The sequence below is a fragment of the Zobellella endophytica genome (genome assembly GCF_003012775.1).
In the GTDB taxonomy this organism is placed as follows: domain Bacteria; phylum Pseudomonadota; class Gammaproteobacteria; order Enterobacterales; family Aeromonadaceae; genus Oceanimonas; species Oceanimonas endophytica.
Genome location: NZ_PXYG01000002.1, coordinates 348,620 through 373,324, shown reverse-complemented (window position 1 = coordinate 373,324; position 24,705 = coordinate 348,620). Strand labels below are relative to the sequence as shown.

At 66.9% G+C, this 24,705-nt stretch carries 26 protein-coding genes; 19 read left to right on the top strand and 7 right to left on the bottom strand.

What is annotated here, in order from left to right:
* The 17 genes from C7H85_RS06955 (at position 1) to C7H85_RS06875 (ending at position 16,895) form a co-directional block, all read left to right on the top strand.
* The gene (locus C7H85_RS06955; RefSeq protein WP_106728988.1) at positions 1–300 is read left to right on the top strand and encodes a recombinase-like helix-turn-helix domain-containing protein; all 300 of its coding nucleotides are present in this window, start codon (positions 1–3) and stop codon (positions 298–300) included.
* 32 nt (positions 301–332) lie between these two features.
* The gene (locus C7H85_RS06950) at positions 333–1,367 is read left to right on the top strand and encodes an aromatic ring-hydroxylating oxygenase subunit alpha (RefSeq protein ID WP_106728987.1); all 1,035 of its coding nucleotides are present in this window, start codon (positions 333–335) and stop codon (positions 1,365–1,367) included.
* Positions 1,360–2,118 carry an SDR family oxidoreductase gene (locus C7H85_RS06945; protein ID WP_106728986.1) on the top strand — a complete coding sequence of 253 codons (759 nt, stop codon included), beginning with the start codon at positions 1,360–1,362 and terminating at the stop codon, positions 2,116–2,118. Before C7H85_RS06950 ends, C7H85_RS06945 begins: the two co-directional genes overlap by 8 nt.
* Positions 2,119–2,147: 29 nt before the next feature.
* Positions 2,148–3,080: a VOC family protein gene (locus tag C7H85_RS06940; RefSeq protein ID WP_106728985.1), complete on the top strand. Its 933-nt coding sequence runs from the start codon at positions 2,148–2,150 to the stop codon at positions 3,078–3,080.
* Between the two features lie 3 nt (positions 3,081–3,083).
* A complete protein-coding gene (locus C7H85_RS06935) occupies positions 3,084–4,304 on the top strand; it encodes an NAD(P)/FAD-dependent oxidoreductase (RefSeq protein ID WP_106728984.1) in 1,221 nt (406 codons plus the stop codon).
* 22 nt (positions 4,305–4,326) lie between these two features.
* Positions 4,327–5,583: an MFS transporter gene (locus C7H85_RS06930; protein WP_106728983.1), complete on the top strand. Its 1,257-nt coding sequence runs from the start codon at positions 4,327–4,329 to the stop codon at positions 5,581–5,583.
* A gap of 90 nt (positions 5,584–5,673) precedes the next feature.
* Positions 5,674–6,195, top strand: coding sequence for a cupin domain-containing protein (locus C7H85_RS06925; RefSeq protein ID WP_106728982.1), 522 nt, complete (start codon positions 5,674–5,676; stop codon positions 6,193–6,195).
* A 2-nt stretch (positions 6,196–6,197) separates the two neighbouring features.
* The gene (locus C7H85_RS06920) at positions 6,198–7,046 is read left to right on the top strand and encodes an alpha/beta fold hydrolase (RefSeq protein WP_106728981.1); all 849 of its coding nucleotides are present in this window, start codon (positions 6,198–6,200) and stop codon (positions 7,044–7,046) included.
* On the top strand, positions 7,043–7,837 hold the full coding sequence (locus tag C7H85_RS06915) for an SDR family oxidoreductase (RefSeq protein ID WP_106728980.1): 795 nt from the start codon (positions 7,043–7,045) through the stop codon (positions 7,835–7,837). Before C7H85_RS06920 ends, C7H85_RS06915 begins: the two co-directional genes overlap by 4 nt.
* Positions 7,838–7,845: 8 nt before the next feature.
* Positions 7,846–8,637, top strand: coding sequence for an aspartate dehydrogenase (locus C7H85_RS06910; protein ID WP_106728979.1), 792 nt, complete (start codon positions 7,846–7,848; stop codon positions 8,635–8,637).
* 11 nt (positions 8,638–8,648) lie between these two features.
* Positions 8,649–10,115 carry an aldehyde dehydrogenase gene (locus C7H85_RS06905; RefSeq protein WP_106728978.1) on the top strand — a complete coding sequence of 489 codons (1,467 nt, stop codon included), beginning with the start codon at positions 8,649–8,651 and terminating at the stop codon, positions 10,113–10,115.
* A 37-nt stretch (positions 10,116–10,152) separates the two neighbouring features.
* Complete coding sequence (locus tag C7H85_RS06900; RefSeq protein ID WP_106728977.1) at positions 10,153–11,793, top strand: thiamine pyrophosphate-binding protein; 1,641 nt, start codon at positions 10,153–10,155, stop codon at positions 11,791–11,793.
* Between the two features lie 664 nt (positions 11,794–12,457).
* Entirely contained in the window at positions 12,458–13,438 is a 981-nt protein-coding gene (locus C7H85_RS06895) for a Bug family tripartite tricarboxylate transporter substrate binding protein (RefSeq protein ID WP_106728976.1), read from the top strand.
* Between the two features lie 88 nt (positions 13,439–13,526).
* On the top strand, positions 13,527–13,973 hold the full coding sequence (locus C7H85_RS06890) for a tripartite tricarboxylate transporter TctB family protein (RefSeq protein ID WP_106728975.1): 447 nt from the start codon (positions 13,527–13,529) through the stop codon (positions 13,971–13,973).
* 75 nt (positions 13,974–14,048) lie between these two features.
* Entirely contained in the window at positions 14,049–15,566 is a 1,518-nt protein-coding gene (locus C7H85_RS06885) for a tripartite tricarboxylate transporter permease (RefSeq protein ID WP_106728974.1), read from the top strand.
* Positions 15,567–15,700: 134 nt separating this feature from the next.
* The gene (locus tag C7H85_RS06880; RefSeq protein ID WP_106728973.1) at positions 15,701–16,537 is read left to right on the top strand and encodes an outer membrane protein OmpK; all 837 of its coding nucleotides are present in this window, start codon (positions 15,701–15,703) and stop codon (positions 16,535–16,537) included.
* 109 nt (positions 16,538–16,646) lie between these two features.
* Positions 16,647–16,895 carry a hypothetical protein gene (locus tag C7H85_RS06875; RefSeq protein ID WP_106728972.1) on the top strand — a complete coding sequence of 83 codons (249 nt, stop codon included), beginning with the start codon at positions 16,647–16,649 and terminating at the stop codon, positions 16,893–16,895.
* A gap of 16 nt (positions 16,896–16,911) precedes the next feature.
* Here the strand turns inward: C7H85_RS06875 and C7H85_RS06870 are convergent, their stop codons facing one another.
* The 3 genes from C7H85_RS06870 to C7H85_RS19870 are packed head-to-tail and all read right to left on the bottom strand — an operon-like array spanning position 16,912 to position 18,737.
* Positions 16,912–17,337: an ExbD/TolR family protein gene (locus C7H85_RS06870; protein ID WP_106728971.1), complete on the bottom strand. Its 426-nt coding sequence runs from the start codon at positions 17,335–17,337 to the stop codon at positions 16,912–16,914.
* A complete protein-coding gene (locus C7H85_RS06865) occupies positions 17,334–17,954 on the bottom strand; it encodes a MotA/TolQ/ExbB proton channel family protein (RefSeq protein ID WP_106728970.1) in 621 nt (206 codons plus the stop codon). The genes C7H85_RS06870 and C7H85_RS06865 overlap by 4 nt, the downstream gene beginning before the upstream one ends.
* A gap of 3 nt (positions 17,955–17,957) precedes the next feature.
* Entirely contained in the window at positions 17,958–18,737 is a 780-nt protein-coding gene (locus C7H85_RS19870; RefSeq protein ID WP_146140429.1) for an energy transducer TonB, read from the bottom strand.
* A 288-nt stretch (positions 18,738–19,025) separates the two neighbouring features.
* Here C7H85_RS19870 and C7H85_RS06850 point away from each other — a divergent pair, with 288 nt between their 5' ends.
* Complete coding sequence (locus tag C7H85_RS06850) at positions 19,026–19,466, top strand: CBS domain-containing protein (protein ID WP_106728968.1); 441 nt, start codon at positions 19,026–19,028, stop codon at positions 19,464–19,466.
* Between the two features lie 126 nt (positions 19,467–19,592).
* Here the strand turns inward: C7H85_RS06850 and C7H85_RS06845 are convergent, their stop codons facing one another.
* A complete protein-coding gene (locus tag C7H85_RS06845; protein WP_106728967.1) occupies positions 19,593–20,153 on the bottom strand; it encodes a helix-turn-helix domain-containing protein in 561 nt (186 codons plus the stop codon).
* A 93-nt stretch (positions 20,154–20,246) separates the two neighbouring features.
* On the opposite strand from C7H85_RS06845, the gene C7H85_RS06840 reads away from it, so the two are divergent.
* Positions 20,247–21,395 (top strand): benzoate/H(+) symporter BenE family transporter, encoded by a 1,149-nt coding sequence (locus tag C7H85_RS06840; RefSeq protein ID WP_106728966.1) that lies wholly within the window; start codon positions 20,247–20,249, stop codon positions 21,393–21,395.
* 173 nt (positions 21,396–21,568) lie between these two features.
* On the opposite strand, the gene C7H85_RS06835 is transcribed toward C7H85_RS06840, so the two are convergent.
* The 3 genes from C7H85_RS06835 to C7H85_RS20245 form a co-directional block, all read right to left on the bottom strand.
* Positions 21,569–22,867 carry a DEAD/DEAH box helicase gene (locus C7H85_RS06835; protein ID WP_106728965.1) on the bottom strand — a complete coding sequence of 433 codons (1,299 nt, stop codon included), beginning with the start codon at positions 22,865–22,867 and terminating at the stop codon, positions 21,569–21,571.
* Between the two features lie 123 nt (positions 22,868–22,990).
* Positions 22,991–24,112, bottom strand: a complete 1,122-nt coding sequence (locus C7H85_RS06830) for a carbohydrate porin (protein ID WP_106728964.1) — start codon at positions 24,110–24,112, stop codon at positions 22,991–22,993.
* 229 nt (positions 24,113–24,341) lie between these two features.
* Positions 24,342–24,467 (bottom strand): hypothetical protein, encoded by a 126-nt coding sequence (locus tag C7H85_RS20245; RefSeq protein WP_281257584.1) that lies wholly within the window; start codon positions 24,465–24,467, stop codon positions 24,342–24,344.
* Between the last annotated feature and the right edge of the window lie 238 nt (positions 24,468–24,705).

The window sequence follows — 24,705 nt, the reverse complement described above, 5'->3', positions numbered from 1 at the left end:
ATGGACAACTTCAATCCCAAACTGGCCGCCTGGCTGAAGAACGAGCCCGCCACCGAGGCCGGCCTCAACAACATCCAGATCCCGGGCAAAACCCGCAACCTGGTGTGGCAGAACCGCTACCGCGAGCCCACCCGCTACGAGCAGGCGCTGGTCAGCCAGCTGGAAAGCGCCTTCGCCGAGGGCATCGTCGAGCTGGACGCGCTGGTGGCCGCCCTCAACCGGCGCGGGTTGCGCAACGAAGCCGGCGAGGCCTGGACCCTCGCCAATTTTCAGGACGAAATGGCCCGCCTCGGTTACTGAGCGGCGCACCACGGGGAATCTAGGAGAACACGATGAATCAACAGCTTGCAGTAGAACGCCATCTGGATTTGGGCCTCAAGGATCTGTGGTATCCGGTGGTGGCCAGCTGGGAAGTGGGCAACAGCCCGGTCGGCATCACCCGCCTGGGCGAAAATATCGTGCTGTGGCGCGACACCGAGGGCAAGGTCAAGGCCCTGGAAGATCGCTGCCCGCACCGGGGCGCGCGGCTGTCCCTGGGCTGGAACCTGGGCGACCGGGTGGCCTGCTGGTACCACGGGGTGGAAGTGAAGGGTGACGGCGTGGTCGCCGACGTGCCGGCGGTGAGCGCCTGCCCCATGACCGGCAGCAAGTGCCTGCGCTCCTACCCGGTGATCGAAAAGCACGGCGCCATCTTCCTCTGGTTCGGCCTGGACCCGGACGCCGAGCCCGCCGATCTGGTGCTGCCCGAGCAGCTCGACAGCGGGGAGTGGAGCAGCTTCCTGTGCCAGGCGGACTGGGCGGTGAACTACCGCTACGCCATCGACAACGTGATGGATCCCATGCACGGCAGCTACCTGCACAGCACCTCCCATTCCATGGCGGAAGGGGACAGGAGCGCCGACATGCGCGCCCGCAACACCGAGCACGGTTTCATCTTCGAAAAAGTCGGCCAGACCGGGGTCAACTTCGACTGGGTCGAGTTCGGCAGCAGCGGCGCCTTCTGGCTGCGCCTGTCCATTCCCTACCGCCGGCAGTTCGGTCCGGGCGGCGAATTCTGGATCGTCGGCCTGGCCACCCCGGTGGACGAGCACCACACCCGGGTGTTCTTCTGGCGGGCGCGAAAGGTGAGCGGCTGGCAGCGCGACGTGTGGCGTTTCCTCTACCGCAACCACCTGGAGCAGCTGCACTGGGACGTGCTGGAGCAGGACCGTGTCATCCTCGAGCAGATGGCGCCCGACGCCCGCGACCACGAATTCCTCTACCAGCACGACGTGGGGTTGTCGCGCCTGCGCCGGCTGATGAAGAAAACCGCCGAGCAGCAGCTGGCCCGGCTGGCGGCCAGGCAAGAGGCCGAGAACCATGCATAAGTTGCTGCAGGGCAAGAAGCTGCTGATCACAGGCGGCGCCCGGGGCCTGGGGCTGGACTTCGCCCGCGCCGCCACCGCCGCCGGCGCCGAGGTGGCCATGGCCGATATCCTCGCCGGGCAGGTGATGGCGGAGGCCAGGGCGCTGGCCGCCGGGGGACACATCGCCCACGGCCTGGCGCTGGACCTGGCTGATCCGGCTTCCATCGAGGCCTGTGCCCGGGACGCCGCCGGCCTGCTCGGCGGCCTGGATGGCCTGGTCAACTGCGGCGCCATCGCCACCGGCATCGGCGGCGTCGACATGACCGAGCTGGATATCGAGGTGTGGGACCGGGTAATGACCGTCAATGTGCGCGGCAGCTGGCTGATGACCCGGGCGGTGGTGCCCTACCTCAAGGCGGCGGGCGCGGGCAAGGTGGTCAACATCGCCTCCGACACCGCGCTGTGGGGCGCGCCCCGGCTGCTGGCCTACGTGGCCAGCAAGGGCGCCCTGCTGGCGATGACCCGCTCCATGGCCCGGGAGCTCGGCGAATACGGCATCTGCGTCAACACCGTCAGCCCGGGGCTGACCCTGGTGGAAGCCACCGAATACGTGCCCCAGGCCCGCCACGACCAGTACGTGGACGGCCGCGCCATCCACCGGCCCCAGCTGCCGGAGGACGTCAACGGCGCCGTGCTCTACCTGCTGTCGGATCTGTCGTCCTTCGTCACCGGCCAGAACCTGCCGGTCAACGGCGGCTTCGTCTTCAACTGACCCGGATGCCCAACATAGAGAGTGTGACCATGAAAATTACCGGAATTGAAGCCCTGAAATTCGGGGTGGACGACAGACCGAAAGCCGCCAGCTTCCTCGCCGACTTCGGCCTGAGCCGTGGCGAGAGCGACATCCCGGGGACGGATCTGTTCCTCACCCTGAACCAGAGCCGGCTCTACCTGTTCGATATCGACGACGCCCGGCTGCCGGCCGCCTTCGAGCCCGGCTCCACCCTGCGCGAGGTGGTCTGGGGCGTCGAAAGCGCCGCCTGCCTGGAGCCGCTGGCCCAGCGCCTGGCCGGGGTCGAGGGCCTGGCCCGCGACGCCGGGGGCCTGAGCTGCCGGGATCCCAACGGCATGACCCTGCGTTTTCGGCCGAGCGACGTGCAACCGGTCGAACTGCGGGTGGCCGCCATCAACCAGCACGGCGACATCCGCCGGGTGGACGAGGCCAGCCCGGTGTACGAGCGGGGCGAGCCCATCGGCGTGGGCCACGTGGTGTTCTTCACCCCCGAGCTGGCCCGGACCGAGGCCTTCTACCGGGACCGGCTCGGCTTCCACCTGTCCGACTGCTATGAGGGCAAGGGCGCCTTCATGCGCTGTGGCGCCGAAGGCCACCACCACGACCTCTTCCTGCTGCACGTGCCGGGCAAGCCCGCCGGGCTCAACCACGTGGCCTTTACCGTGCGCGACATCCACGAGGTGATCGGCGCCGGCATGGCGATGAACCGCAAGGGCTGGTCCACCTTTATCGGCCCGGGCCGGCACCCCATTTCTTCCGCCTATTTCTGGTACGTGAACAGCCCCCTGGGGGGCGCCTTCGAGTACTACACCAACGACGACTACCTCACTCCCGCCTGGCAGCCCCGCACCATGGAGCACCGGCTGGAACTCTTTACCGAGTGGGCGGTGGAAGGCGGACTGGACGGCCATACCCGGCGCCAGGTCAAACAGGGGGCATGAACCATGAAGCAACTGATTTCCCGCATCGTCATTATCGGCGCCGGCCAGGCCGGAGCCTGGGCCGCCCATACCTTACGTCAACAGGGGTTTGACGGCACCCTGTCCGTGGTGTCCGACGAAGAGCGGGTTTTTTACGAACGGCCGCCCCTGTCCAAGCAGGTGCTGGCCGGCGACATGGCCCCGGCGGCGCTGCAGCTGTTCTCCGACGAGGCCATCGACGCCATGCACATCGACTGGCACAAGCCGGCCCGGGCCACCGCCATCGACCCCCGGGACCATGTGGTGACCCTCGACAACGGCACCGAGCTGGCCTACGACAAGCTGCTGCTGGCCACCGGCAGCCGGGCCCGGGTGCCGGTGCGGGAATGGCTGAGCCTGCCCCAGGTGTACACGGTGCGCACCCCCGAGGATGCGGCCCGCCTGGGCGAGCGGCTGGCGCCGGGCAAGCGGCTGGCCATTCTCGGCGGCGGCTGGATCGGCCTGGAAGTGGCCGCCACCGCCCGGGCCAAGGGGGTGGCGGTGAGCCTGTTCGAGCTGGGCGAGCGGCTCTGCGCCCGCAGCGTGCGGCCCGAGGTGTCCGACTACCTGCGGGATCTGCATCGGGAGCAGGGCGTCGAGGTGGAGCTGGACTGCGGCGCCATCGAGCTGGCGGCCGGCGACGGCGGCGGCCTGGTGCTGTACCGGGACGGGCAGCGGCTGCTGGAGGCGGACGCGGTGGTGGTGGGCGCCGGCGCCGAGATCGCCACCGAGCTGGGCCGCGACGCCGGGCTGGAAGTGGCGCAGGGGCTGGTCGTCGACGACCATGGCCGGACCTCGGATCCGGACATCTACGCCGCCGGCGACGTGGCCATCCACCCCCGGCTGGGCTTTTGCATCCAGTCCTGGGCCAATGCCCAGAACCAGGCCATCTCGGCGGCGAAAGCCATGCTCGGCGAGACCAGCCCCTACCGGGACGAGCCCTGGATCTGGTCGGATCAATACGACTGCAACATCCAGATCCTGGGCACCCCGGCGGGCCACGACAGCCGCCTGGTGCGGCGGCAGGTCGGCGACAAGCAGCTGGCCTTCATCTACCTGGACCAGGACGACCGGCTGCAGTCGATGATCGCGGTCAACGACGCCAGGCTGGTCAAGCTCGGCAAGCGCTGGCTCAGGGCCGGCACCGTGCTGCCCGCCGACCAGTTGGCCGATCCCGCCGTCAACCCGATGGCGCTGAAACCGTAAAATGGAATAAAGGGTTATAAGTATGGAAACGCTGAAAGAAACTATCGAGACCTCAGTCATGCCGGTGCAGTCGAGCGTCATCAAGCAATGGTCGATCTCCGTCGTGCTGATGGTGTGCGTGGTATTGGCCTTTTTCGACAAGATCAGCATCGCCGTGCTGTTCTCGGATCCGGTGTTTCAGGAGGCGATGGGCATCGGCACCGACAAGACCCGGCTCGGCTGGCTGATGACCAGTTTCCTGCTGGCCTACGGTTTTTCCTCCATCTTCCTGAGCGTCGTCGGCGATCTGATCAATCCGCGCACCTGCCTGCTGGTGAGCGTGGCCTCCTGGGGCGTGCTGATGGCGCTGATGGGGCTGGCCACCAGCTACGAGCAACTGCTGTGGCTGCGGGTGCTGCTCGGCATCGCCGAAGGCCCGCTGTTCGCCCTGGCCTACAGCATCGTCAAGCAGTGCTACAGCGCCGGCCAGCAGGCCCGGGCCAGCACCATGTTCCTGCTCGGTACCCCCATCGGCGCCGCGCTCGGCTTCCCCATCACCGCCTTTATCCTGGGCCGCTACGGCTGGCAGATGACCTTCTTCGTGATGGCGGCGCTGACCCTGGTGACCCTGGCGGTAGTGTATTTCGGGCTCAGGGGCGTCAAGCTCCGCGCCGAGACCCGGGTATCCGGCTCCCGCCAGCGGGTGAGCTGGCAGCAGCACATGCGCAACAGCCGGCTGCTGTTCACCACCCCGGCCTTCTGGGCGGTGTGCATCTTCAATACCGCCCTGCTCACCTACCTGTGGGGGCTGAACGGCTGGCTGCCGAGCTACCTGATCGAGGAGAAGGGCGTCAACCTCGAGGAATTCGGCGCCCTGTCGTCGCTGCCCTTTATCGCCATGCTGGCGGGGGAGATCGCCGGCGCCTTCCTGTCGGACAAGACCGGCAAGCGCGCGGCCCAGGTGTTCGGCGGCCTGCTGATCGCCGGCCTGTCCATGTACCTGGTGCTGCAGATCGAGGACGCGGTGCTGGCCATCGCCGCCATGTCGGTCAGCGCCATGAGCTGGGGCTTCGGGGTGTCGTCGGTGTTCGCCCTGCTGGCGCGCATCACCCCGGCCGAGGTGAGCGCCACCGCCGGCGGCATCTTCAACGGCTTCGGCAACTTCGCCGGCGCCGCCGCCCCGGTGCTGATGGGCTACATCGTGACCCGCACCGGCGACTTCAACCTGGGACTGTTGTTCCTGGTGCTGGTGGCGGTGTTCGGCTCCCTGGTGCTGGTGCCCCTGGTCAAAAAATACTGATTCAACCCCACCGTTTGCTTGATTCCGCCGGCGCGGAAGGGGTAAGCCTTGCCCGCCGCCAGTGCGGAACACACTGAGAGAGGAAATGAGATGAACGCGAAATTCGACACCTGGAACAAGCCCGCCGACAAGAGCCTGGGAGAATGGCTGGACAGCCGCATCGCCCGCTTCGGCACCCGTCGCTACGACTTCGAGGCGCTGAAATTCCAGGCCGATTACGATCCCAAGTACCGCCGCGCCCAGATGCGCTACATGGGCACCGGCGCCACCGGGGTGAAGGACGACGGCAATACCGTGCCTTCCGAGCACTTCACCTTCTCCACCATGGTACTGCCGGGCCAGTGTGAAGGCCCGCTGCACGTGCACCACGACGTGGAGGAGGTGTTCTTCATGCTGCGCGGTTCCATCACCCTGTTCGTGGAACACGAAGGGGAGAAATTCGAAACCCGGCTGAGCGAGCGGGATCTGATCTCCATCCCGCCCGGCATCTACCGCGGCCTGTTCAACCACGGCGAGGAGGACGCCCTGATGTGCGTGATGCTGGGCGCCGCCAAGCCGACCATTCCGACCTATCCGGAAGATCACCCCCTGTCCCAGATCAAGCGGGCCTGACCATGAGCGCCCTGGTCAACAGCCTGTCCCGCTTTCCGCTGCGCCACCTCGACCTCGGCGGCCGCCGGCAGGCCTACCGCAGCGCCGGCCGGGGCCCGGCCCTGGTGCTGCTGCACGGCATCAGCTCGGGCTCCGGCTCCTGGGTCGGCCAGCTGGAACCACTGGCCCGGGAGTTCACCCTGGTCGCCTGGGACGCCCCGGGCTACGGCCAGAGCGCGCCGCTGGCGACCGCCACCCCGTCGGCCCTGGACTACGCCGCCGCGCTGCACGAACTGGTGGTGGCGCTGGAGCTGGAGCGGCCGCTGCTGCTGGGCCACTCCCTGGGAGCGATGATCGGCGCCGCCTACGCCAGCCGCCACCCGGACGGGGTGCGCGGCCTGGTGCTGGCCAACCCGGCCCAGGGCTACGGCCGGGCCGATGCCGACACCCGCGAGCAGGTATACCGCAAGCGCCCGGACATGCTGCGCAAACTGGGCCACCAGGGGCTGGCGGCGGCGCGCGGGCCGGTGCTCTTGTCCCAGCATGCCGGCCAGGATCAGCTGGATCTGGTGGCCCACGGCATGATGGGGCTGACCCTGGACGGCTTCGAGGCTGCCTCCTACCTGCTGGCCCATGACGATATCCGCGATTACCTGGCGGACTACCCCGCGCCCATCGGCATTATCTACGGCGAGGAAGACGTGATCACCCCGCCCGCCGGGGTACTGGCGCTGGCCGCCGGGCACCCCGGGGCCGGCATCGAACCCCTGGCCGGGGCGGGCCACGCCAGTTATATCGACCAGCCCGACGCCTTCAACCGGGCCCTGCGCCGCCTGGCCGGGGCCTTACCGAATCGAGGAGTACAAGCATGAGTTTCAAGCTGCAAGGCAAGGTGGCGGTGGTCACCGGCGGTTCGTCCGGCATCGGGCTGGAAACGGTCCGGCTGCTGCTGGCGGAAGGCGCCCGGGTGGCCTGGTGCGGCCGCAACCCCGAGCGGCTGGCCGCCTCCCTGGAAGAGATGCGCGCCGCCTTTCCCGGGGCCGAGTGCCTGACCCGGCCCTGCAACGTGCTGGACAAGGCCGAGGTGGCCGCCTTCGCCGCCGCGGTGGAGGCCCGCTTCGGCGGTGCCGACCTGCTGATCAACAACGCCGGCCAGGGCCGGGTGTCGAACTTCGAGCAGACCGAAGATGAAGACTGGATAGCCGAGACCCGGCTCAAGACCTTCAGCGTGCTCCACCCGATCCGCGCCTTCCTGCCCCAGCTGGAGCGCTCGGACTGCCCGTCCATCACCAACGTCAACTCGCTGCTGGCGCTGCAGCCGGAGCCGCACATGATCGCCACCTCGGCGGCGCGGGCGGCGCTGCTCAACCTGACCCACTCCCTGGCCCACGAGTTTTCCGCCCGGGGCATCCGGGTCAATTCCATCCTGCTCGGCATGGTGGAGTCGGATCAGTGGCGCCGCCGGTTCGCCGAGCGCGGCGACCGGGACCAGGACTGGGACGGCTGGACCGGGGCCATCGCCGAGCGCCGGGGCATCCCCATGGGCCGGCTGGGCAAGCCGGAAGAGCCGGCCCGGGCCCTGGTGTTCCTGGCCTCGCCGCTGGCGTCCTATACCACCGGCGCCGCCCTGGACGTGTCCGGCGGCTTCAACAAGCACCTGTAGGAGGGGCGATGAAACAGCTGATGATGATCGGGTTCGGCGCCATGGCGCGGGAAGTGCTGGCGCTGCTGCCGGCGGAGCTGAGCCTGAAATGGCTGCTGGTGCCGGCGGCCCGGGTGGCCGAGGCGCAGGCCGAACTGGGCCCGGCGGTGACCGTGCTGAGCCGGGTGGAGGACTGTGCCGCCACCCCGGATCTGGTGGTGGAGTGCGCCGGCCAGGCGGCGGTGCGCGAGCACGGCAGCGCCGTGCTGGCCCGGGGCTGGACCCTGGGGCTGATCTCGGTCGGCGCCCTGGCCGACGAGGCCCTGGCGCGGGATCTGCGCCTGGCCGCCGGCCAGGGCGGGGGCCGCATCCTGGCCCTGGCCGGGGCCATCGCCGGCATCGATGGCCTGGCCGCCGCCCGGGAAGGGGGGCTGGAGTCGGTCACCTACCAGGGCCGCAAGAGCCCCCAGAGCTGGCGCGGCAGCCCGGCGGAAACCCTGGTGGATCTGGACGGCGTCACCGAGCCGACGGTGTTCTTCAGCGGCACGGCGCGGGAGGCGGCGCGGCTGTTCCCGGCCAATGCCAACGTGGCGGCCACCATCGCCCTGGCCGGGCTCGGCATGGACCACACCCGGGTCGAACTGGTGGTGGATCCGGACAGCCGGCGCAACCAGCACCGGATCCGGGCCAGCGGCCGCTTCGGCGAGCTGGACATCGCCCTGAGCGGCCTGCCGCTGGCCGCCAATCCCAAAACCTCCACCCTGGCGGCGCTGAGCGTGGTGCGCGCCTGCCGTCAGTGCACGGATCCCCTGGTTATTTAAGGAGTCATGTCATGGTTAGACCCATTTTTATCGGCGGCGAATGGCGCCAGGGCCGGGGCCCGGTGAGCATCAGCCATTTCCCGGCGGACGGCAGCGTCAACGCCGAGGTCAGCACCGCCAGCGTCGAGGACGTGGAAGAGGCGGTGCAGGCCGCCGAGCGCGCCTGGCGGCATCCGTCCTGGCGCCAGGCCCTGCCGCACCAGCGCGCCGCCGTGCTGTACCGGGTGGCGGATCTGATCGAGCAGCGCAGCGAACAGCTGGCCGCCCTGCAGACCCGGGACAACGGCAAGCCGCTGGCGGAAACCCGGGCCCTGGTGGCCAGCGCCGCCGGCACCGCCCGCTACTTCGCCGCCGCCTGCGAGACCCTGGACGAGCAGCTCAATACCCCGCGCGCCCCGGATTTCATGACCCTGAGCGTGCATGAACCGATCGGCGTGGTGGCCGCCATCACCCCCTGGAACTCGCCCATCGCCAGCGAGATGCAGAAGATCGCCCCGGCCCTGGCCGGCGGCAACGCCGTGCTGCTCAAGCCCGCCGACGCCACCCCGCTGGCGGCGCTGGAGCTGGCCAGGCTGTTCGAGGAGGCCGGCCTGCCCAAGGGGCTGCTGAGCATACTGCCCGGGCGCGGCTCGGTGGTGGGCGAGGCCCTGGCCCGCCACCCCCTGGTGCGCAAGATCTCCTTCACCGGCGGCACCAACACCGGCCGCCGCCTGGCCCACGTGGCGGCGGACAAGCTGATCCCCACCTCGCTGGAGCTGGGCGGCAAGTCGCCCACCCTGGTGCTGGAGGACGCGGATCTCGAGCTGGCCGCCAAGGGCGTGGTCTACGGCATCTTCAGCTCCGCCGGCCAGGCCTGCATCGCCGGCTCCCGGCTGTTCGTGCACAGCAGCCTCTACGAGCGCTTCCTCACCCGGCTGCTGGGCCTGACCCGGGAGCTGCGGGTCGGCCATCCGGAGCGGCCCGGCATTCACATGGGGCCGCTCATCAACGAGGCCCACCTCCAGTCGGTGGCCGACTACGTGGCCCTGGCCAGGGCCGAGGGCGGCCGGGTGCTGTGCGGCGGCGAACGGCTGACCGAGGGCGAGCTGGCCGGAGGCTGCTTCTATCCGCCCACCATCATCGCCGGTCTGGCCAACAGCACCCGGGTGTGCCAGGAGGAAATCTTCGGCCCGGTGCTGGTGGTGATGAGCTTCGACGACGAAGACCAGCTGGTGGCCGAGGCCAACGACAGCGTGTTCGGCCTGGCCGCCGGCATCTGGAGCGAGGACTTCCGCCGGGCCTGGCGCCTGGCGCGCCGGCTCGAGACCGGCACCGTCTGGATCAATACCTACAAGAAATTTTCGGTTTCCGCCCCTTTCGGCGGTTTCAAGGAAAGCGGCCTCGGCCGGGAAAAAGGCCGCCAGGGCGTGCTCGCCTACATGCAGCAGAAGAGCATCTACGTGGGCCTGAGTGACCAACCCAACCCCTGGTGCTGCTAAGCCCGGGCTAACGACTGAACAGAACAAGGACAGCATCATGAGCAACAGAGTCAATGTGGGCGAAGCCATCGCCCGGGTACTGGAAGCCCACGGCGTGAACAGCGTCTACGGGGTCATCTCCATCCACAACCTGCCCATCGCCGACGCCATCGGCCGGCGCGAGCGGATCCGCTTCGTGGCCGCCCGGGGCGAAGCCGGCGCCGTGACCATGGCCGACGCCCACGGCCGCTTCTCCGGCCTGGGCGTGGCCATCACCAGCACCGGCGCCGGCGCCGGCAACGCGGTGGGCGCCCTGCTGGAGGCGCTGAACGCCGCCAGCCCGCTGATCCACCTCACCGGCCAGGTGGAGCGGGAATACCTGGACCGGGACGCCAGCTTTATCCACGAAACCCGGGACCAGCTGACCTTCCTCAAGGCCAGCAGCAAGGCGGCCTTCCGCATCACCAGCCCGGAGCAGGCGGTGGGCGTGCTGCGCGAGGCGATCCGCGTGGCCACCACGGTGCCCATGGGGCCGGTGAGCGTGGAGCTGCCCATCGACGTGCAGGCGGCGGAGATCAGCCTGCCCGCCGAGCTGGGTCCGGTGCGCCCCCTGGCGGTGCCGGCGCCGGCACAGCCGGAGCTGGCCGCCCTGGCGGCGGCGCTGCAGGCGGCCAGGCGCCCGCTGCTGTGGGTGGGCGGTGGCGCCCTGCACTGCAGCGAGGAAGTGGCGGCGCTGGCGGATCTGGGGGTGGCGGTGATCTCCTCCACCCACGGCCGCGGCATCCTGCCCGATGCCCACCCGCGCAGCCTGGGCGCCTTCCACAACTCGGCGGCGGTCGAGGCGCTGATGGCCGAGTGCGACCTGGCGCTGGTGGTGGGCTCGCGCCTGCGCAGCAACGAGACCCGCACCTATTCCCTGGCCCTGCCGCGCCCCCTGTACCAGGTGGACGCCAATCCGGCGGCGGCCCAGCGCAACTACCCGGTGGACCATTTCGTCTGTGGCGACGCCAAGGCGGTGCTGGCCGCCCTGGTGGCGGCGCTGCAGGGGCAGGCCAAGGCCAACCCCGAGTTCGACCGGGCCATCACCGAGGCGAAAACGGCGGCGGTGGCGGCGCTCACCGAGCAGCTCGGCCCCTATGCCACCCTCTGCGGCCAGCTGCGGGCGGCGCTGCCCGATGACGGCATCCTGGTGCGCGACATCACCATGTCCGGCAGCACCTGGGGCAGCCGGCTGTTCCCCATCCAGGCGCCCAACACCAATATCCACTCCCTGGCCGGCGCCATCGGCATGGGCCTGGCCATGGCCATCGGCGCCGCCGTGGCCAACCCGGAGCGCAAGGTGGTGGGCCTGGTGGGCGACGGCGGCCTGATGCTGGGGGTGGGCGAGCTGGCGACCATGGTGCAGGAGCAGACCAACCTGGTGCTGCTGGTGATGAACGACGGCGGCTACGGGGTGATGCGCGGCATCCAGAACCAGTACTTCGGCGGCCGCCAGTACTTCAACCAGCTGCACACCCCCGACTTCAAGGCCCTGGGCGAGGCCGTGGGCCTGGCCAGCTGGAAGGCGGCCAGCCTGGCCGAGTTCGAGCAGGCCATCGGCGAGGCCATGGCGGTGCAGGGCCCGGCCCTGGTGGAAGTGGAGATGAACGGCATCGGTCCGCTCAACTTCTCCGGCCCGCCCCAGAAGAAGCTGTACTGAGCGGGAGCAGGGGCCGGTCGGGCACCTGCTGGTTCAGCCCTCAGGCGACACTAGAGCACCGCTCAGTTTAAAACTTAGGCAGTGATGATTCTTGGGGCGCGGGCGGCCCGCCCGCATAGGGTGGCGCCGAGGCGGGCGAAGGCACAGGCCAACCCGCGATGTCTGTTCTGCCTCAAGCCTCTTTAACCCTGTGGTGTGGCAGGCCAGTCCGAGGGTTCCCGCTGCGCGGGAAAGCAGGCGGGCCGCCTGCGCTCCACCGGCAAGGCGCATATCTGCCAAGGGCGGTGTTTTGCTGCCGGAGAGGAAACGGAGTGGGGGGCGCCCCTTGCTTCACCGGATCGTAACGGCCAGGCTTTGCAACGTTTATAAACAGGTGCCTGGGCACGCTGCGGCCCCGTCGTGCCCGCCGTTCTGGCGTTGCCGGCCGGCTTGCTTTGTACCGCTTTAGCAGCGGCTGCCGGCCTCTGCCGACAGGGCGGGGACCCGACTGAATAAGTGTTAAAAAATTGTTTCAGTTTTGGTTTGACAGGGGGAAACAAAGCGTTTTAGAGTTCGCTCTGTCACAATGTAAACATTGTTTCTTATGTAAAACATCATGCCGGGCACAGCTGCCGCCCGGTGTCATCGGATTCAACGGCACCCTGCGGGTGCCAAGGAGAGCAAAATGGAATTGACTCGCAGATTCTTCCTCGGCGCGGCCATGGCCGCCGCCGCCCTGCTGGCCACCGGGGTACAGGCCGAGGGTTATCCCAGCAAGCCGGTGTCCATCGTGGTGTCCTACCCGCCGGGTGGCGACGTGGACGCCATCGCCCGGCTGTTCGCCGACAAGCTCACCGGCCGCCTGGGGCAGCCGGTGATCGTGGAGAACCGCCCCGGGGCGGCGGGCACCATCGGCAACAGCTATGTCAGCCGGGCCGAGCCCGACGGTCATACCCTGCTGTTCACCCCCAACACTTTCACCACGGCGCCGCTGGTGATGGCGCTGCCCAAGTCGTCCCGTTACGACGTGCTCAATGGCTTCGAGCCGGTGATCCTGGCCAGCAAGCAGTCGGTGCTGCTGGTGGCCAATCCCCAGTCCGGCATCACCAGCGTGGCGGATCTGGTCGGTCAGGCCCGGGACGGCAAGCGGCTGAGCTACGCCAGCCCGGGGGCGGGCTCGCCCATGCATATCGCCGCCGAGTGGCTGAATCGCGCCGCCGACATCAAGGTGCTGCACATTCCCTATCGCGGCATCGGCCCCATCATCCCGGATCTGCTGGCCGGCCATGTGGACCTGGGTTACGTGGTCTACGGCCCGGCGGCCCAATTGATCGAGTCGGGCCAGCTGGTGCCGGTGGCGGTGACCGATCCGGAACGCTCGCCGGTGCTGCCGGAGCTGGCCACCGTGGCCGAGCAGGGCTACGACCAGGTGCGGCTCGGCGCCTGGCACGGGCTGATGGCGCCGAAAGGCACCCCCGACGAGGTGGTGACCCTGCTCAATCAGCACATGAACGAGATCCTGCAGTTGCCGGAGATCGCCGAGCGGCTGGCCAGTTTCGGCGCCGTGCCGGTGGGCGGCGAGCCCCAGGCCCTGGGGGCCATCAACGCGGAAGACCACCAGCGCCTGTCGGCGCTGATCGAAGAGCTCGATATCCGGGGCAGCTGAGCCCGGCCGGCGGGGGCCCGACCCCCCGCCGCCGGCGAAAACGGATTCCCCGGACGGGGAATGGCGAAACGAGGAGGAGGGTTTTGCCATGATAAAACGAGATTTCAGAGGCGTGATCGGCGGCCTGGGACTCTCGCTGGCCGGCGGCTTTGCCGCCTGGTACGGCAACGGGAATTACCAGGTGGGCGGCATTCACGACATGGGGCCGGGATTTCTGCCGGTGATCCTGGGGGGCGTGCTGGCGTTGCTGGGCCTGCTGATCGCCATCCCCGCCTGGTTCCGCGCCGGTGAGGCGGTCGGTACCGAGTGGGCGAGCGCCTTTTTCGTCATCCTCAGTCTGCTGGTGTTCGGGGGGCTGCTGGCCCTGGCCGGCCTGGTGGTGGCGACCGTCCTGGCCGCGCTGGTGGCGCTGATCCCGGATCGCAAGCTCGGCACCGGCAGGAAGATCAACACCGCCCTCGGCATTGCCGCCATTACCTATGCGGTGTTTTCCCTCGGCCTGGGCATGGCGGTCAAGACCTGGCCCTGGGGGTAACAGCTCCTTGTTTCCCGCCCGCGGCATCGCGCGGCGGGAAGCCCCGCACACAACTCTGGGATGAATGGAAAGATCATGGACATCTTTGACGGACTATTACTCGGCCTGCAGGCCGCGACGCAGCCGACCATGCTGCTCTACTGCTTCATCGGCGTCTTCCTGGGCACCCTGGTGGGGGTACTGCCCGGGGTGGGGGCCATGGCGGCTATCTCGCTGCTGCTGCCGGTGACTTACTATATTCCTTCCAACGCCGCCATCGCCATGCTGGCGGGGGTGTTCTACGGCTCCCAGTATGGCGGCTCCATCGCCTCCATACTGCTCAACCTGCCCGGCACCCCGTCCTCGGCGGTGACCAGCCTGGACGGCTACCCCCTGGCGAAGCAGGGCAAGGCGGGGGTGGCACTCTTTACCGCCATGACCGGCTCCTTCGTGGGCTCGGTGCTCGGCCTGATCATGCTGATCTTCTTCGGCTCGGTGCTGTCCCGGATCGGGCTCAGTTTCGGCCCGGCGGAATACTTCTCGCTGATGCTGCTGGGGCTTATCGCCGCCTCGGCGGTGGGCTCGGGCTCGCCCGCCAAGAGCCTGGCGATGGTGGTGCTGGGCCTGTTGCTGGGCTGCGTGGGCACGGACGTGAACACCGGCCTGACCCGCTTCACCTTCGAGGTGCCGGAGCTGATGGACGGCATCAACCTGGTGGCCCTGGCCATGGGGTTGTTCGGCATCTCCGAGGTGATCACCAGCATCCGGACCGGCGGTGGCGGCGTCAATGCCCGGTTCAGCCTGCGCTCCATGCTGCCCGGGCGGGACGACGTCCGGCGTTCGCTGTGCCCCATGCTGCGCGGCACCGCCATCGGCGGCTTCTTCGGCGCCATGCCGGGCACCGGGGCGGCCATCGCCTCCTTTATTTCCTATGCGGTGGAAAAGAAGGTCGCCCGGGAGCCGGGCCGCTTCGGCCAGGGCGCGGTGGAAGGGGTGGCCGGGCCCGAGTCCGCCAACAACGCCGGCGCCATGACCGCCTTTATCCCTACCCTGACCCTGGGCATTCCCGGCGACGTGGTGATGGCGCTGATGCTGGGCGCCATGATGATCCACGGCATCCAGCCGGGACCGTTGATGGTGTCGGAAAACCCGGTGATGTTCTGGGGGCTGATCGTCAGTTTCGGCATCGGCAACCTGATGCTGCTGGTGCTGAACCTGCCGCTGATCGGCCTCTGGGTGTCGCTGCTGCGTATTCCGTTCAGCATGCTCTACCCGGCGATACTGGTGTTCATCTGCCTCGGGGTCTACAGCGTCAACAACAACGTGTTCGACATCTACGTGGTGGCCATCGTCGGCGCCGTCGGCTATGTGCTGGCCAAGCTGCAGTTCAACCCGGCGCCCCTGCTGCTCGGCTTCGTGCTGGGGCCCATGCTGGAAGAAAACCTGCGCCGGGCGCTGCTGCTGTCGCGCGGGGATCTCATGACCTTCGTCGAACGGCCGGTGAGCGCCGGCCTGCTGTTCACCTGCGTCACCCTGTTGCTCTGGGCGTCTTGGGGCGCGCTGCGAAAGCTCATCCGGGAGTCCAGGCCCCTGGCCGAGCCCCAGGTTTCCTAAGCCCAATCATCCCTATCCAGCCCCGGGCCATGCCTGGCCCGGGCGGGCGCCCCTTGTCCGCGCGCCGGACAGCGCCCTGGTCTTTCAGGAGTATCCCGGCCATCCGGGCCGGTATTTAACGGAGTAATAAACCGATGAAATTGCACAAACTGGCTACCGCCGTCGCCACCGTTCTCGCCGTGTCCGCCCCGCTGCAGGCGGCCACCTGGTCCGACACCTTCGTCGGCTACCGCTACGGCTCGGACTTTACCGAGCCCGGCAACCCCCGGGACGTGAGCAAGAACATAGTGCAGCTCACCCACGCCAGCGGCTATTCCCTGGGGCAGAACTATTTCAACCTGGACGTGCTGAAGTCGGGCAGCGAGGATCCGGCCAGCGGCAGCAGCGACGGCGCCACCGAGTTTTACCTGGCCTACCGCCACCAGCTGCACCTGGGCAAGGTGTTTGACAGGGATCTCGGCTTTGGTCCGGTGAAGGAGGTGGCGCTGACCGCCGGTTTCGATCTCAATACCAAGAACTCGGCCTTCGCCCCGCGCAAACGCTTCCTGGCGGTGGGCCCGACCCTGAAGTTCGACGTGCCCGGTTTCCTCGATCTGAGCCTGTTCTACGCCTACGAGAACAACCACTGCGGCCTGGCCGTGTGCAGCCACAACGATCTGAGCTTCGATCCCTACTACCAGATCAACCTGGCCTGGGGCTTGCCGTTCGAGGCGGCCGGCCTGCCGATGAAGTTCCAGGGCTTTACCAACTACAACGGCGCCAAGGGCAAGGACTACTTCAACAACGAGACCAAGCCGGAGCACCTGCTGCGCACCTCGCTGATGCTGGACGTGGGGCAGCTGGCGTTCAACAAGAAGAACACCTTCTGGGTCGGGGTGGGCTACGAGTACTGGCGCAACAAGTACGGCAACCACGGCAAGCCGGGGGTCGATACCGATGCGCCGACCCTGAACGTGGAATGGCACTTCTGAGCCGGACCGCCCTGGGCCCTCGCTCCGGCACCGTGATGACAGTCTGAGCGGCCGTCAGGCCGCCCTGCCTCGCCGGCTATAATGGAAGGGAGAGCGGGGAGAAAACATCATGACCACGAGCGAGCTGCGTGAACTGTATCAGGCGGGGAAACTGCGCTCGGCCCGGGTGTGCCACGACACCCTGACCATGGGCTGGCTGGCCATCTTTTACGACGAGGAGGGCAACAGGTTCGAGCTGACCGACACCCTGGGGGGGCGGGTCAGCTTCGAGAGCCCCAGGGCCGCGGAGGAAAAGGTGCACCAGGTGGCGGATTGCCCGACCCGGGTCGACAGCCTGTACCGTTTCTTCGAAATCTGAGCCGGGAGCCCCGGCCCTATTGTCCTTCTTCCATCAGGATCTGGGTGGCCACTATCTGATGTTCCTGCAGGAAGGCCAGCAGCTTCAGCATGTTGTCCACCGTGACCTGGCTGTCGGAAGCCAGCACCAGCTCCGCCTCCTTCAGCGCCGGCAGGCGCTCCAGCAGCACCGGCTTGAAGGTTTCCCAGTCGGCGTATTGTTCCCCCTGCAGGGCCCAGGCCGGATCTCCCGCCAGCAGGTTGATGGTCATCGCCTTGTTGTCCTGCACGCTGCTCAGTGCCTCGCTGTCGGTCTTGGGCAGATCCACTTCCAGCGACTGCAACGGAATGTTGGCGGTCAGCATCAAAAACACCAGCACGATGAAGATGATGTCGAGCAGCGGGGTGATGTCGGGGGTGAGCGCCCGCCAGCCGGACTGGGCGGACTCGGGGCGGCCTATCATGCTTCCCCTCCCAGCCGGATGCCCTCGAGGTGCAGGTTGCACTGGTTCAGCTCATGGGTCAGCTTGTCGAGCAGGCGATCGGCCCAGAGCCCGAACAGCTGGGCGCCGGCGATGGCGGGCAGGGCGATCAGCAGGCCGGCGGCGGTGGTGCTCATGGCCAGGCCCAGGCCGTCGGCCAGCAGGGCGGGGGTGACCGGGTCCTGGCTCTGGCTGATGCTCTTGAACATCTCGATCAGCCCCAGCACGGTGCCGAGCAGGCCCAGCAGCGGGCTGATGACCCCCACCAGGGTCAGCACCCTGAGCCCGGCGTGCAGCCGGCGGCGCTGGTGCTGCAGCCATACCGAGGCCAGGTCTTCCCGGGTCGACTTGTCGCAATTGCGGTGCCGTACCAGCAGGGAGCACCCCTCCAGTATCAGCGACTTGTGCTGCCGGTCTTCCTCCGGGGCATAGAGGCTGCCCTGGCCGCGCAGCCGGCGTTTTTCCTGCTCACCGCGCACGCTGACCCAGAACAAGGTGAGGGTGCGCTCCAGCCAGAGGGCCAGGGTGATCACGGAGCAGAGGATCAGGGGCCAGCTCATCGGGCCCAGTTGTTGATGCAGTTGGTTCAGGAACGACATGATTTAATCCAATTTGAAACGAACGGGAATATGGACGCGATGGGCCAGCGCCTGGCCGTTTTCCACGTAGGCGGAAAAACGCCACTTGGCGATGGCTTTCAGGGCGCTTTGATCGAGCACCTTGACCCCGGATGACTGGGCCAGCAGGCGCTTGACCTGTTGCCCCCGCTCATCCAGCCAGACTTCGACGATCACCGTGCCTTCCAGCCCCCGGCGGCGCGCCTGGGAAGGGTAGGTGATGGGCGAGGGCCGGGTCTTGAAACTCGGGGTTTCAATCCGCTTGGGCGCACTGTTTTGGGCCTGTTGCGGCTGCGGCTTGGGCGCCACCTCGGCCGGCGGCGGCTCCGCCACGGGCTGCGGCCTGGGCTGAGGCTTTGGCTCGGGTTTCGGCTCCGGCCTGGGCTTGGGTTCCGGCTTTGGCTCGGGTTTGGGCTTGGGTTCCGGCTTGGGCTTGGGTTCCGGCTTGGGCTTGGGTTCCGGCTTGGGCTTGGGTTCCGGCTTGGGCTTGGGTTCCGGCTTGGGCTTGGGTTCCGGTTTGGGCTCGGGTTTGGGTTTGGGCTCGGGTTTGGGTTCCGGCTTGGGTGGTTCGGGCTCGGGCTCCGGTTGCGGTTCCGTCACCGGCTCGGGCCGGGTCACGGTCGGCAACATCTGCACGCTGATCGGTCCGGGATTTTCATTGGGGGACAAGGCCAGTTCCAGCTCTTGACGCTCCATCGCCTGAACCAGCAGACCGTGCAGGACCAGTGAGGCCAGGGCAAACAAGGCGTAGCGACGAAAGCTCAAAACAGACTCCCGATAGAGGTGCTGGGGTGAACGAGATCCAATGGGCCATAGCATACGTATTTTTAAAAGCATGTCTATTGATGTAGCAAACCTAAATGATAAAAGTTTTTATTAAGATTGATTGGCGGAAGAAGGCGGTCGCCGTTACCGGCTTTTTGATTTTAATCATAAGTAACTGAATTAGCTTTTGTTTTTTATTTATTTTGGTTGCAGCCGGGCCGCCGCTATGTCACAACATGGTGCATACTATGATGAGGTTTCGTCCGCACAAACAAAAAGGAACACCCCATGGCTGTAGAATCTGTTGGCGATATCATGGCCCGCCAGTTGTTGACCCTGGATAACGGCGCCACCCTGAAGGATGCCCACGATCTGATGCGGGAGAAGAGCATCCGCCATATCCCGGTGGTGGACAAGGACGGTGGCCAACTGCTCGGGGTACTGACCCAGAAGCGGATGATCGCCACCGTCATGGGTCTGCTGGCGGACTACGGCGTCAGCGCCCTGGAGCGGCGCGAGCGCCAGATCCGGGTGATGGACATCCTCGATGCGGACTTCGAGAGCGTGGACGCCCGGGCGCCGCTGACCGAGGTGGTGCCCTTTTTCCTCAGCAACAAGCACGGCTGCCTGACGGTGGTGGACGAAGAAGGCCGGCTGCAGGGCATGGTCACCTCCTCCGACTTCGTGCGCCTGTGCGCCGAACTGCTGAAGGAAAGGGCGGGAAGCTAGAAGCTGGATGCTGAAAGTAGGGTTGACTTCAGTCGACCAAACCACAGCGCCGGGGCTGGGTGGTCCACTGAAGTGGACCCTACAGGAAGCTGGAAGACAGGAACTGAAAGTTCACGTCCTTCCGCTTCAAGCCGGATAGTGGATCAGGTTGTAGAACACGGCGGGCTCGGTGCCCGGGTTGCGATAGCCATGGGGCCGGTCGGCGTGAAAGCGCACCGCCGCGCCCGGCCCCAGCCGCTGCCATTCCCCGTCCAGCAGCAGCTCCAGTTCTCCGCGCTGCACGATCACATGCTCGATCACCCCGCTGTCGTGCGGATCCGAGTGCCGCTCGTAGCCCGGCAGCAGGGTCAGCTCGAACATCTCGAAGCCGAAGCGGGCCTCGAAGGGAAACAGCGGGGCCACCAGCATGCCGTCGCCAGCCGGTTGCCGGCGCAGGGCGTCCGCCTGCCGGTAGAGAGGGCCCGGATGCGGCTCGGGCACCGGTTCGAGGAAGGTGGACAGGGAGGTATGGAAGCCGCCGGCGATTTTCCACAGGGTGGCCACGGTGGGGCTGGACTCGCCTCGCTCTATCTGGCCCAGCATCGCCTTGCTCACCCCGGTTTCCCGGGCGCAGGCGTCCAGGCTCCAGCCCCGCTCCTTACGCAGGGCCTTGAGGGTGTCCGCCAGGTATTGGTTCGGCTCTTTCATCGACGATTCCCGTTGTTTTGCTGTTGTGCGTTATAGCATACATTTGCTAGCATGGCCCCATCATGCGTTATAACGCACAGCCAGGAGCCCGCCATGTTCAGCCTGTCCCATCTTTCCGCCGGCTTTATCGCCGTGCTGGTCGGTTACACCAGTTCGGCGGCCATCATCTTCCAGGCGGCCGCCGCCGCCGGGGCCAGCCAGGCCGAGATCGGCTCCTGGATGTGGGCGCTGGGGATTGGCATGGGGCTGACCTGCATCGGTTTTTCCCTGCGCTACCGGGAGCCGGTGCTCACCGCCTGGTCGACCCCGGGGGCGGCGCTGCTGGTGACGGCATTGGCCGGCGTGCCCATGAGCGAGGCCATCGGCGTCTTCCTGTTCAGCTCGGCGCTGATCCTGCTGTGTGGCCTGACCGGCTGGTTCGACAGGATCATGCGGCTGGTACCGGCGGGGCTGGCGGCGGCCATGCTGGGCGGGGTGCTGCTGAGGTTCGGCCTGGACCTGTTCGCCTCGGCACAGACCCAGCCGCTGCTGGTGGCGGCCATGCTGGCCACTTACCTGGCCCTGCGCCGGCGGCTGCCACGCTACGTGATCCCGCTCAGCCTGCTGGCAGGGCTGCTGGTCGCCGGCCTCGGCGGCCTGCTGCGTTTCGACGGTTTCGAGTGGCAGCTGGCACGGCCGGTGCTGATGGCGCCGAGCTTTTCCCTCACCAGCCTGCTCGGCGTCGGCATTCCCCTGTTTATGGTGACCATGGCCTCCCAGAACGTGCCCGGCATCGCCGTGCTGCGGGCCCACGGCTACCATACCCCGGCCTCGCCGTTGGTCGGCTGGACCGGCCTCACCGGCCTGCTGCTGGCGCCCTTCGGCGGCTTCGCCTTCAACCTGGCGGCGATCAGTGCGGCGGTGTGCATGGGCAAGGAAGTGGACCCGGATCCCGGACAGCGCTACAAGGCGGCGGTATGGGCCGGGGTGTTCTACCTGCTGATGGGGCTGTTCGGCGCCACCGTGGTGGGGCTGTTCGCCGCCCTGCCGGTGGAGCTGGTGATGGCCATCGCCGGCCTGGCGCTGCTCGGCACCATCGGCAACAGCCTGACGGTGGCCCTGGCCAACGAGCAGGAGCGGGACGCGGCCCTGCTCACCTTTATGATCACCGCCTCGGGGCTGGCCCTGTTCGGCATCGGCAGCGCCTTCTGGGGGCTGGTGATCGGCGGCGGCGTGCATTGGCTCAACCGCCGGCGGCAATAGGCAAAAAGTCCGGCAGATAGCGAGGGAAGTGTGTCTGATGAAAAAGTCGTTTGCTATCACTTAATGAGTCGGCCAAAGGGCCAGCTCCGCCTGTTTTGACATCGGAATTGCCTATTTAGCTGTCTGAGCTTTGTCAGATGTGAAAACCCCGGCGAGTGCCGGGGCTGTGGGGTTCAGCCGTCGTGGCGGCCGTGGCGCTGGGGCCGGTTGGGCTTGTTGCTGCGCGGCGCCTTGTTGTTGGCTGCCGCGGGGGAACGACCGCGGCCACCGCCGTTGCCCCGGCCGCGGTTGTTGGCCGGCGGCTTGGTGGCGGGCTGAACCTCTTCCGGGCCGGGCTCGAAACCGGGCAGGATTTCCAGTTCGGCGCTTTGCTTGATCAGCTTTTCGATGGCCTTGAGCAGCGGCTTTTCCTCGTGGCAGATCAGCGACAGGGCTTCGCCGCTGCTGCCGGCCCGGCCGGTGCGGCCGATGCGGTGCACATAGTCTTCCGCCACATGGGGCAGCTCGAAGTTGACCACATGGGGCAGCTCGCTGATGTCGATGCCGCGGGCGGCGATATCGGTGGCCACCAGCACCCGCAGCTGGCCGTCCTTGAACTGGCTCAGGGCCCGGGTGCGCGCGCCCTGGCTCTTGTCGCCGTGGATCGCCATGGCCGGCAGGCCGTCCTTGTCGAGCTGCATCGCCAGCCTATTGGCGCCGTGCTTGGTGCGGGTGAACACCAGCACCTGGCGCCAGTTGTTATGGCCTATCAGGTAGCTGAGCAGGGCGCGCTTGCGGCCCTTGTCCACCCCGTAGAACCGCTGGGCGATGGTCTCGGCGGTGGCGTTGCGCACCGCCACTTCGATATGTTCGGGCTGGTGCAGCAGGTCTTCCGCCAGCGCCTTGATCTCGTCGGAGAAGGTGGCGGAGAACAGCAGGTTCTGCCGCTGCTTCGGCAACACGGCCAGGATGCGGCGGATATCGCGGATAAAGCCCATGTCCAGCATGCGGTCGGCTTCATCCAGCACCAGCATTTCGACCCGGGACAGGTCGATGGAGCGCTGGGACACATGGTCCAGCAGCCGGCCCGGGGTGGCCACCACCACGTCAACCTTGCGGCCCAGGGCCTTCATCTGCGGGTTGATGCTGACACCGCCGAACATGGCCAGGGTGCGCAGATCCGTGTGTTTGGCGTAGGCGCGCAGGTTTTCTTCCACCTGGGCCGCCAGTTCGCGGGTCGGGGTAAGCACCAGGGCGCGCACCGGCGCCCGGCCGTTGGCCAGGGGCTTGGCCCTGGTTTCGCTCAGGCGCTGCAGCATGGGCAGGCCGAAACCGGCGGTCTTGCCGGTGCCGGTCTGGGCGCCGGCGAGCAGGTCGCCGCCCTTCAGCACCAGCGGAATGGCCTGGCGCTGGATGGGGGTAGGCTCGGTGTAACCACATTCATTGATGGCTTGAACGAGTTTGTCGTTCAGGCCCAGGGAAGCAAAAGACATGAAACTCCGGGGGTAATAAGGGTCCTGACGGACGGATGAGGCAAAAAGGGCTTGCAATGGCGGGATGATAACAGAAAAGCGGGATTGGGCATAAAAAAGCAGGGGTTGCCCCCTGCTTTTGGCTCAGAAATAGTACTTGAAACGCACCCGGGCTCCGTAGCGGTCGGTGGCGGTGGTGGACTCGGACACATCAAAGTCGGACCAGTAGGCGCCGAGCAGGATGTTGAAGTTGTCCAGCTCCAGCACATCGTCGAACCGGTAGGAGGTATAGAGGGTGTTGCTCTGCTGCACGCCCTCCAGGTACTCGAAGCCGGCGGCGGCCTCGTCTATCTCGTTGCGGCCGTAAATGTAGCCCAGGCCGAACCGGTCGAGCAGCACGTTGGCGCCGAGGGTCAGGTTTTCTTCGTTCAGCGCGTCCAGGTAGGCGGCGTTGAGGTTGGCCTTGATGGCGCCCGACTGCCAGCCGAAGGTGGTGCCGTAACCGGTGCGGCGGGCCACCTTGCGGCCTTCGGCGTCGAGGATGGCGTCGTCCACCAGGTTGTGCTCGGCCCCTACCGCCCAGCTGAAGTCGCCGAGCTGCCAGCGCAGCGCCGGCCGCACCACGATGGAATCCTTCTCCTTGGTCAGCTCATGGCCGTGATAGCGGCGGGCGCCATCCACCACGTTGAACAAGTCCTCCCGATTGCCAAACATGGTGGCCAGTTCCAGATAGACGTCGCCCAGTTGGCGGCTGACCATGACGTGACCCGCGTCCCCGGCCCGGCCGCGGGCTTCCTTGGTCATGTACAGGTAGGCGGAACCGTCGGTGTAGAGGCCGGAGGAGGTGTCGCCGGAGTGCTCCACGAACACGTCCTGGCCGAGGGGGAACAGGTCCAGCGCCTCGAAACGGCCGATCTTCATCTCGCCCACGTCGTTGCGGCCGAAGGCAAACCAGGCATCGTCCGAACCCACGCCGCCGTTGGTGGCCAGGGTGGGCTGGGCCTTGACCCTGGCGTAGGCGCCGGAGTCGGCGACCCGCTCCGCGGAGACGTCGATCAGCAACCGGCCGGTCTGATCCCAGCGGTCGTCACGGCCGTCGTTGCGGTAGAGGTTGCTGTCTTCCTGCTTGTTGGCGGCGTTGACGTCGAACTCCACGTCGCCGCCCAGGCTCAGGCGACCCTTGTTGCCTTCCCAGCTGATTTCCGCCATGGCGGAGGTCGCGGTCCCTGCGACCAGCACTCCTACCAGCAAACTTTTCCTTGTCATTACTTACTCCTTTACTCTCAGGTTGCGATGATCCGAGCCGCCGTTGCTGCCGCCGATTTCCGGCCGAACCGTCAGACCCGACAGTAGGCGAAAGCGGGCCTTCCGTAGCCGGAAAGCAGGCGGCAACAGCCGCGGATCAGGTTGAATCCGTTGATGTCGTTACATCGAGGGTGGCGCCCGGCGGCCAGGGGAGTTCCCGCCGGAGCATCCGATACTGGTGCTCGTGCCCTTATATGAAGGGCAGGGTGGCGCTGGCCGGGTCGTTATCCTTGTCCGGCGAGCGCGTTGTGGTGGCGAACGGGGCGAGGCGACGGGGGTGGGCCGTGCCGATAAGGCTGATTCTGCTGAGCATCACTTTTTCATCCATTAACTAAAGTGGGTGTCTGCCGTAACGGCCGGGTCAGGACTCGTCCGTGTCCTTTTTTGGTGACCCAGCGGTATGTCGTGCGATATGGCATTAACATACCATTAACTTGTTTTAATGGAATTTTTATTTTAATGGCAATGATCACGAAATTGTCATTTTATGCTAAATCTCCTTAATTGATGGCTTTATGAGAAAAGGTTGTTATGGATGAAATTTTTCATATTTA

Coding starts and splice junctions, on each gene's coding strand:
- C7H85_RS06955 (WP_106728988.1), top strand. CDS start 1: ATGGACAACTTCAATCCCAAACTGGCCGCCTGGCTGAAGAACGAGCCC.
- C7H85_RS06835 (WP_106728965.1), bottom strand. CDS start 22,867: ATGTCTTTTGCTTCCCTGGGCCTGAACGACAAACTCGTTCAAGCCATC.
- C7H85_RS06830 (WP_106728964.1), bottom strand. CDS start 24,112: ATGACAAGGAAAAGTTTGCTGGTAGGAGTGCTGGTCGCAGGGACCGCG.
- C7H85_RS06880 (WP_106728973.1), top strand. CDS start 15,701: ATGAAATTGCACAAACTGGCTACCGCCGTCGCCACCGTTCTCGCCGTG.
- C7H85_RS06875 (WP_106728972.1), top strand. CDS start 16,647: ATGACCACGAGCGAGCTGCGTGAACTGTATCAGGCGGGGAAACTGCGC.
- C7H85_RS06840 (WP_106728966.1), top strand. CDS start 20,247: ATGTTCAGCCTGTCCCATCTTTCCGCCGGCTTTATCGCCGTGCTGGTC.
- C7H85_RS06905 (WP_106728978.1), top strand. CDS start 8,649: ATGGTTAGACCCATTTTTATCGGCGGCGAATGGCGCCAGGGCCGGGGC.
- C7H85_RS06850 (WP_106728968.1), top strand. CDS start 19,026: ATGGCTGTAGAATCTGTTGGCGATATCATGGCCCGCCAGTTGTTGACC.
- C7H85_RS06935 (WP_106728984.1), top strand. CDS start 3,084: ATGAAGCAACTGATTTCCCGCATCGTCATTATCGGCGCCGGCCAGGCC.
- C7H85_RS06950 (WP_106728987.1), top strand. CDS start 333: ATGAATCAACAGCTTGCAGTAGAACGCCATCTGGATTTGGGCCTCAAG.
- C7H85_RS06890 (WP_106728975.1), top strand. CDS start 13,527: ATGATAAAACGAGATTTCAGAGGCGTGATCGGCGGCCTGGGACTCTCG.
- C7H85_RS06920 (WP_106728981.1), top strand. CDS start 6,198: ATGAGCGCCCTGGTCAACAGCCTGTCCCGCTTTCCGCTGCGCCACCTC.
- C7H85_RS06940 (WP_106728985.1), top strand. CDS start 2,148: ATGAAAATTACCGGAATTGAAGCCCTGAAATTCGGGGTGGACGACAGA.
- C7H85_RS06945 (WP_106728986.1), top strand. CDS start 1,360: ATGCATAAGTTGCTGCAGGGCAAGAAGCTGCTGATCACAGGCGGCGCC.
- C7H85_RS06925 (WP_106728982.1), top strand. CDS start 5,674: ATGAACGCGAAATTCGACACCTGGAACAAGCCCGCCGACAAGAGCCTG.
- C7H85_RS06885 (WP_106728974.1), top strand. CDS start 14,049: ATGGACATCTTTGACGGACTATTACTCGGCCTGCAGGCCGCGACGCAG.
- C7H85_RS06915 (WP_106728980.1), top strand. CDS start 7,043: ATGAGTTTCAAGCTGCAAGGCAAGGTGGCGGTGGTCACCGGCGGTTCG.
- C7H85_RS06900 (WP_106728977.1), top strand. CDS start 10,153: ATGAGCAACAGAGTCAATGTGGGCGAAGCCATCGCCCGGGTACTGGAA.
- C7H85_RS06930 (WP_106728983.1), top strand. CDS start 4,327: ATGGAAACGCTGAAAGAAACTATCGAGACCTCAGTCATGCCGGTGCAG.
- C7H85_RS06870 (WP_106728971.1), bottom strand. CDS start 17,337: ATGATAGGCCGCCCCGAGTCCGCCCAGTCCGGCTGGCGGGCGCTCACC.
- C7H85_RS06910 (WP_106728979.1), top strand. CDS start 7,846: ATGAAACAGCTGATGATGATCGGGTTCGGCGCCATGGCGCGGGAAGTG.
- C7H85_RS06865 (WP_106728970.1), bottom strand. CDS start 17,954: ATGTCGTTCCTGAACCAACTGCATCAACAACTGGGCCCGATGAGCTGG.
- C7H85_RS06845 (WP_106728967.1), bottom strand. CDS start 20,153: ATGAAAGAGCCGAACCAATACCTGGCGGACACCCTCAAGGCCCTGCGT.
- C7H85_RS06895 (WP_106728976.1), top strand. CDS start 12,458: ATGGAATTGACTCGCAGATTCTTCCTCGGCGCGGCCATGGCCGCCGCC.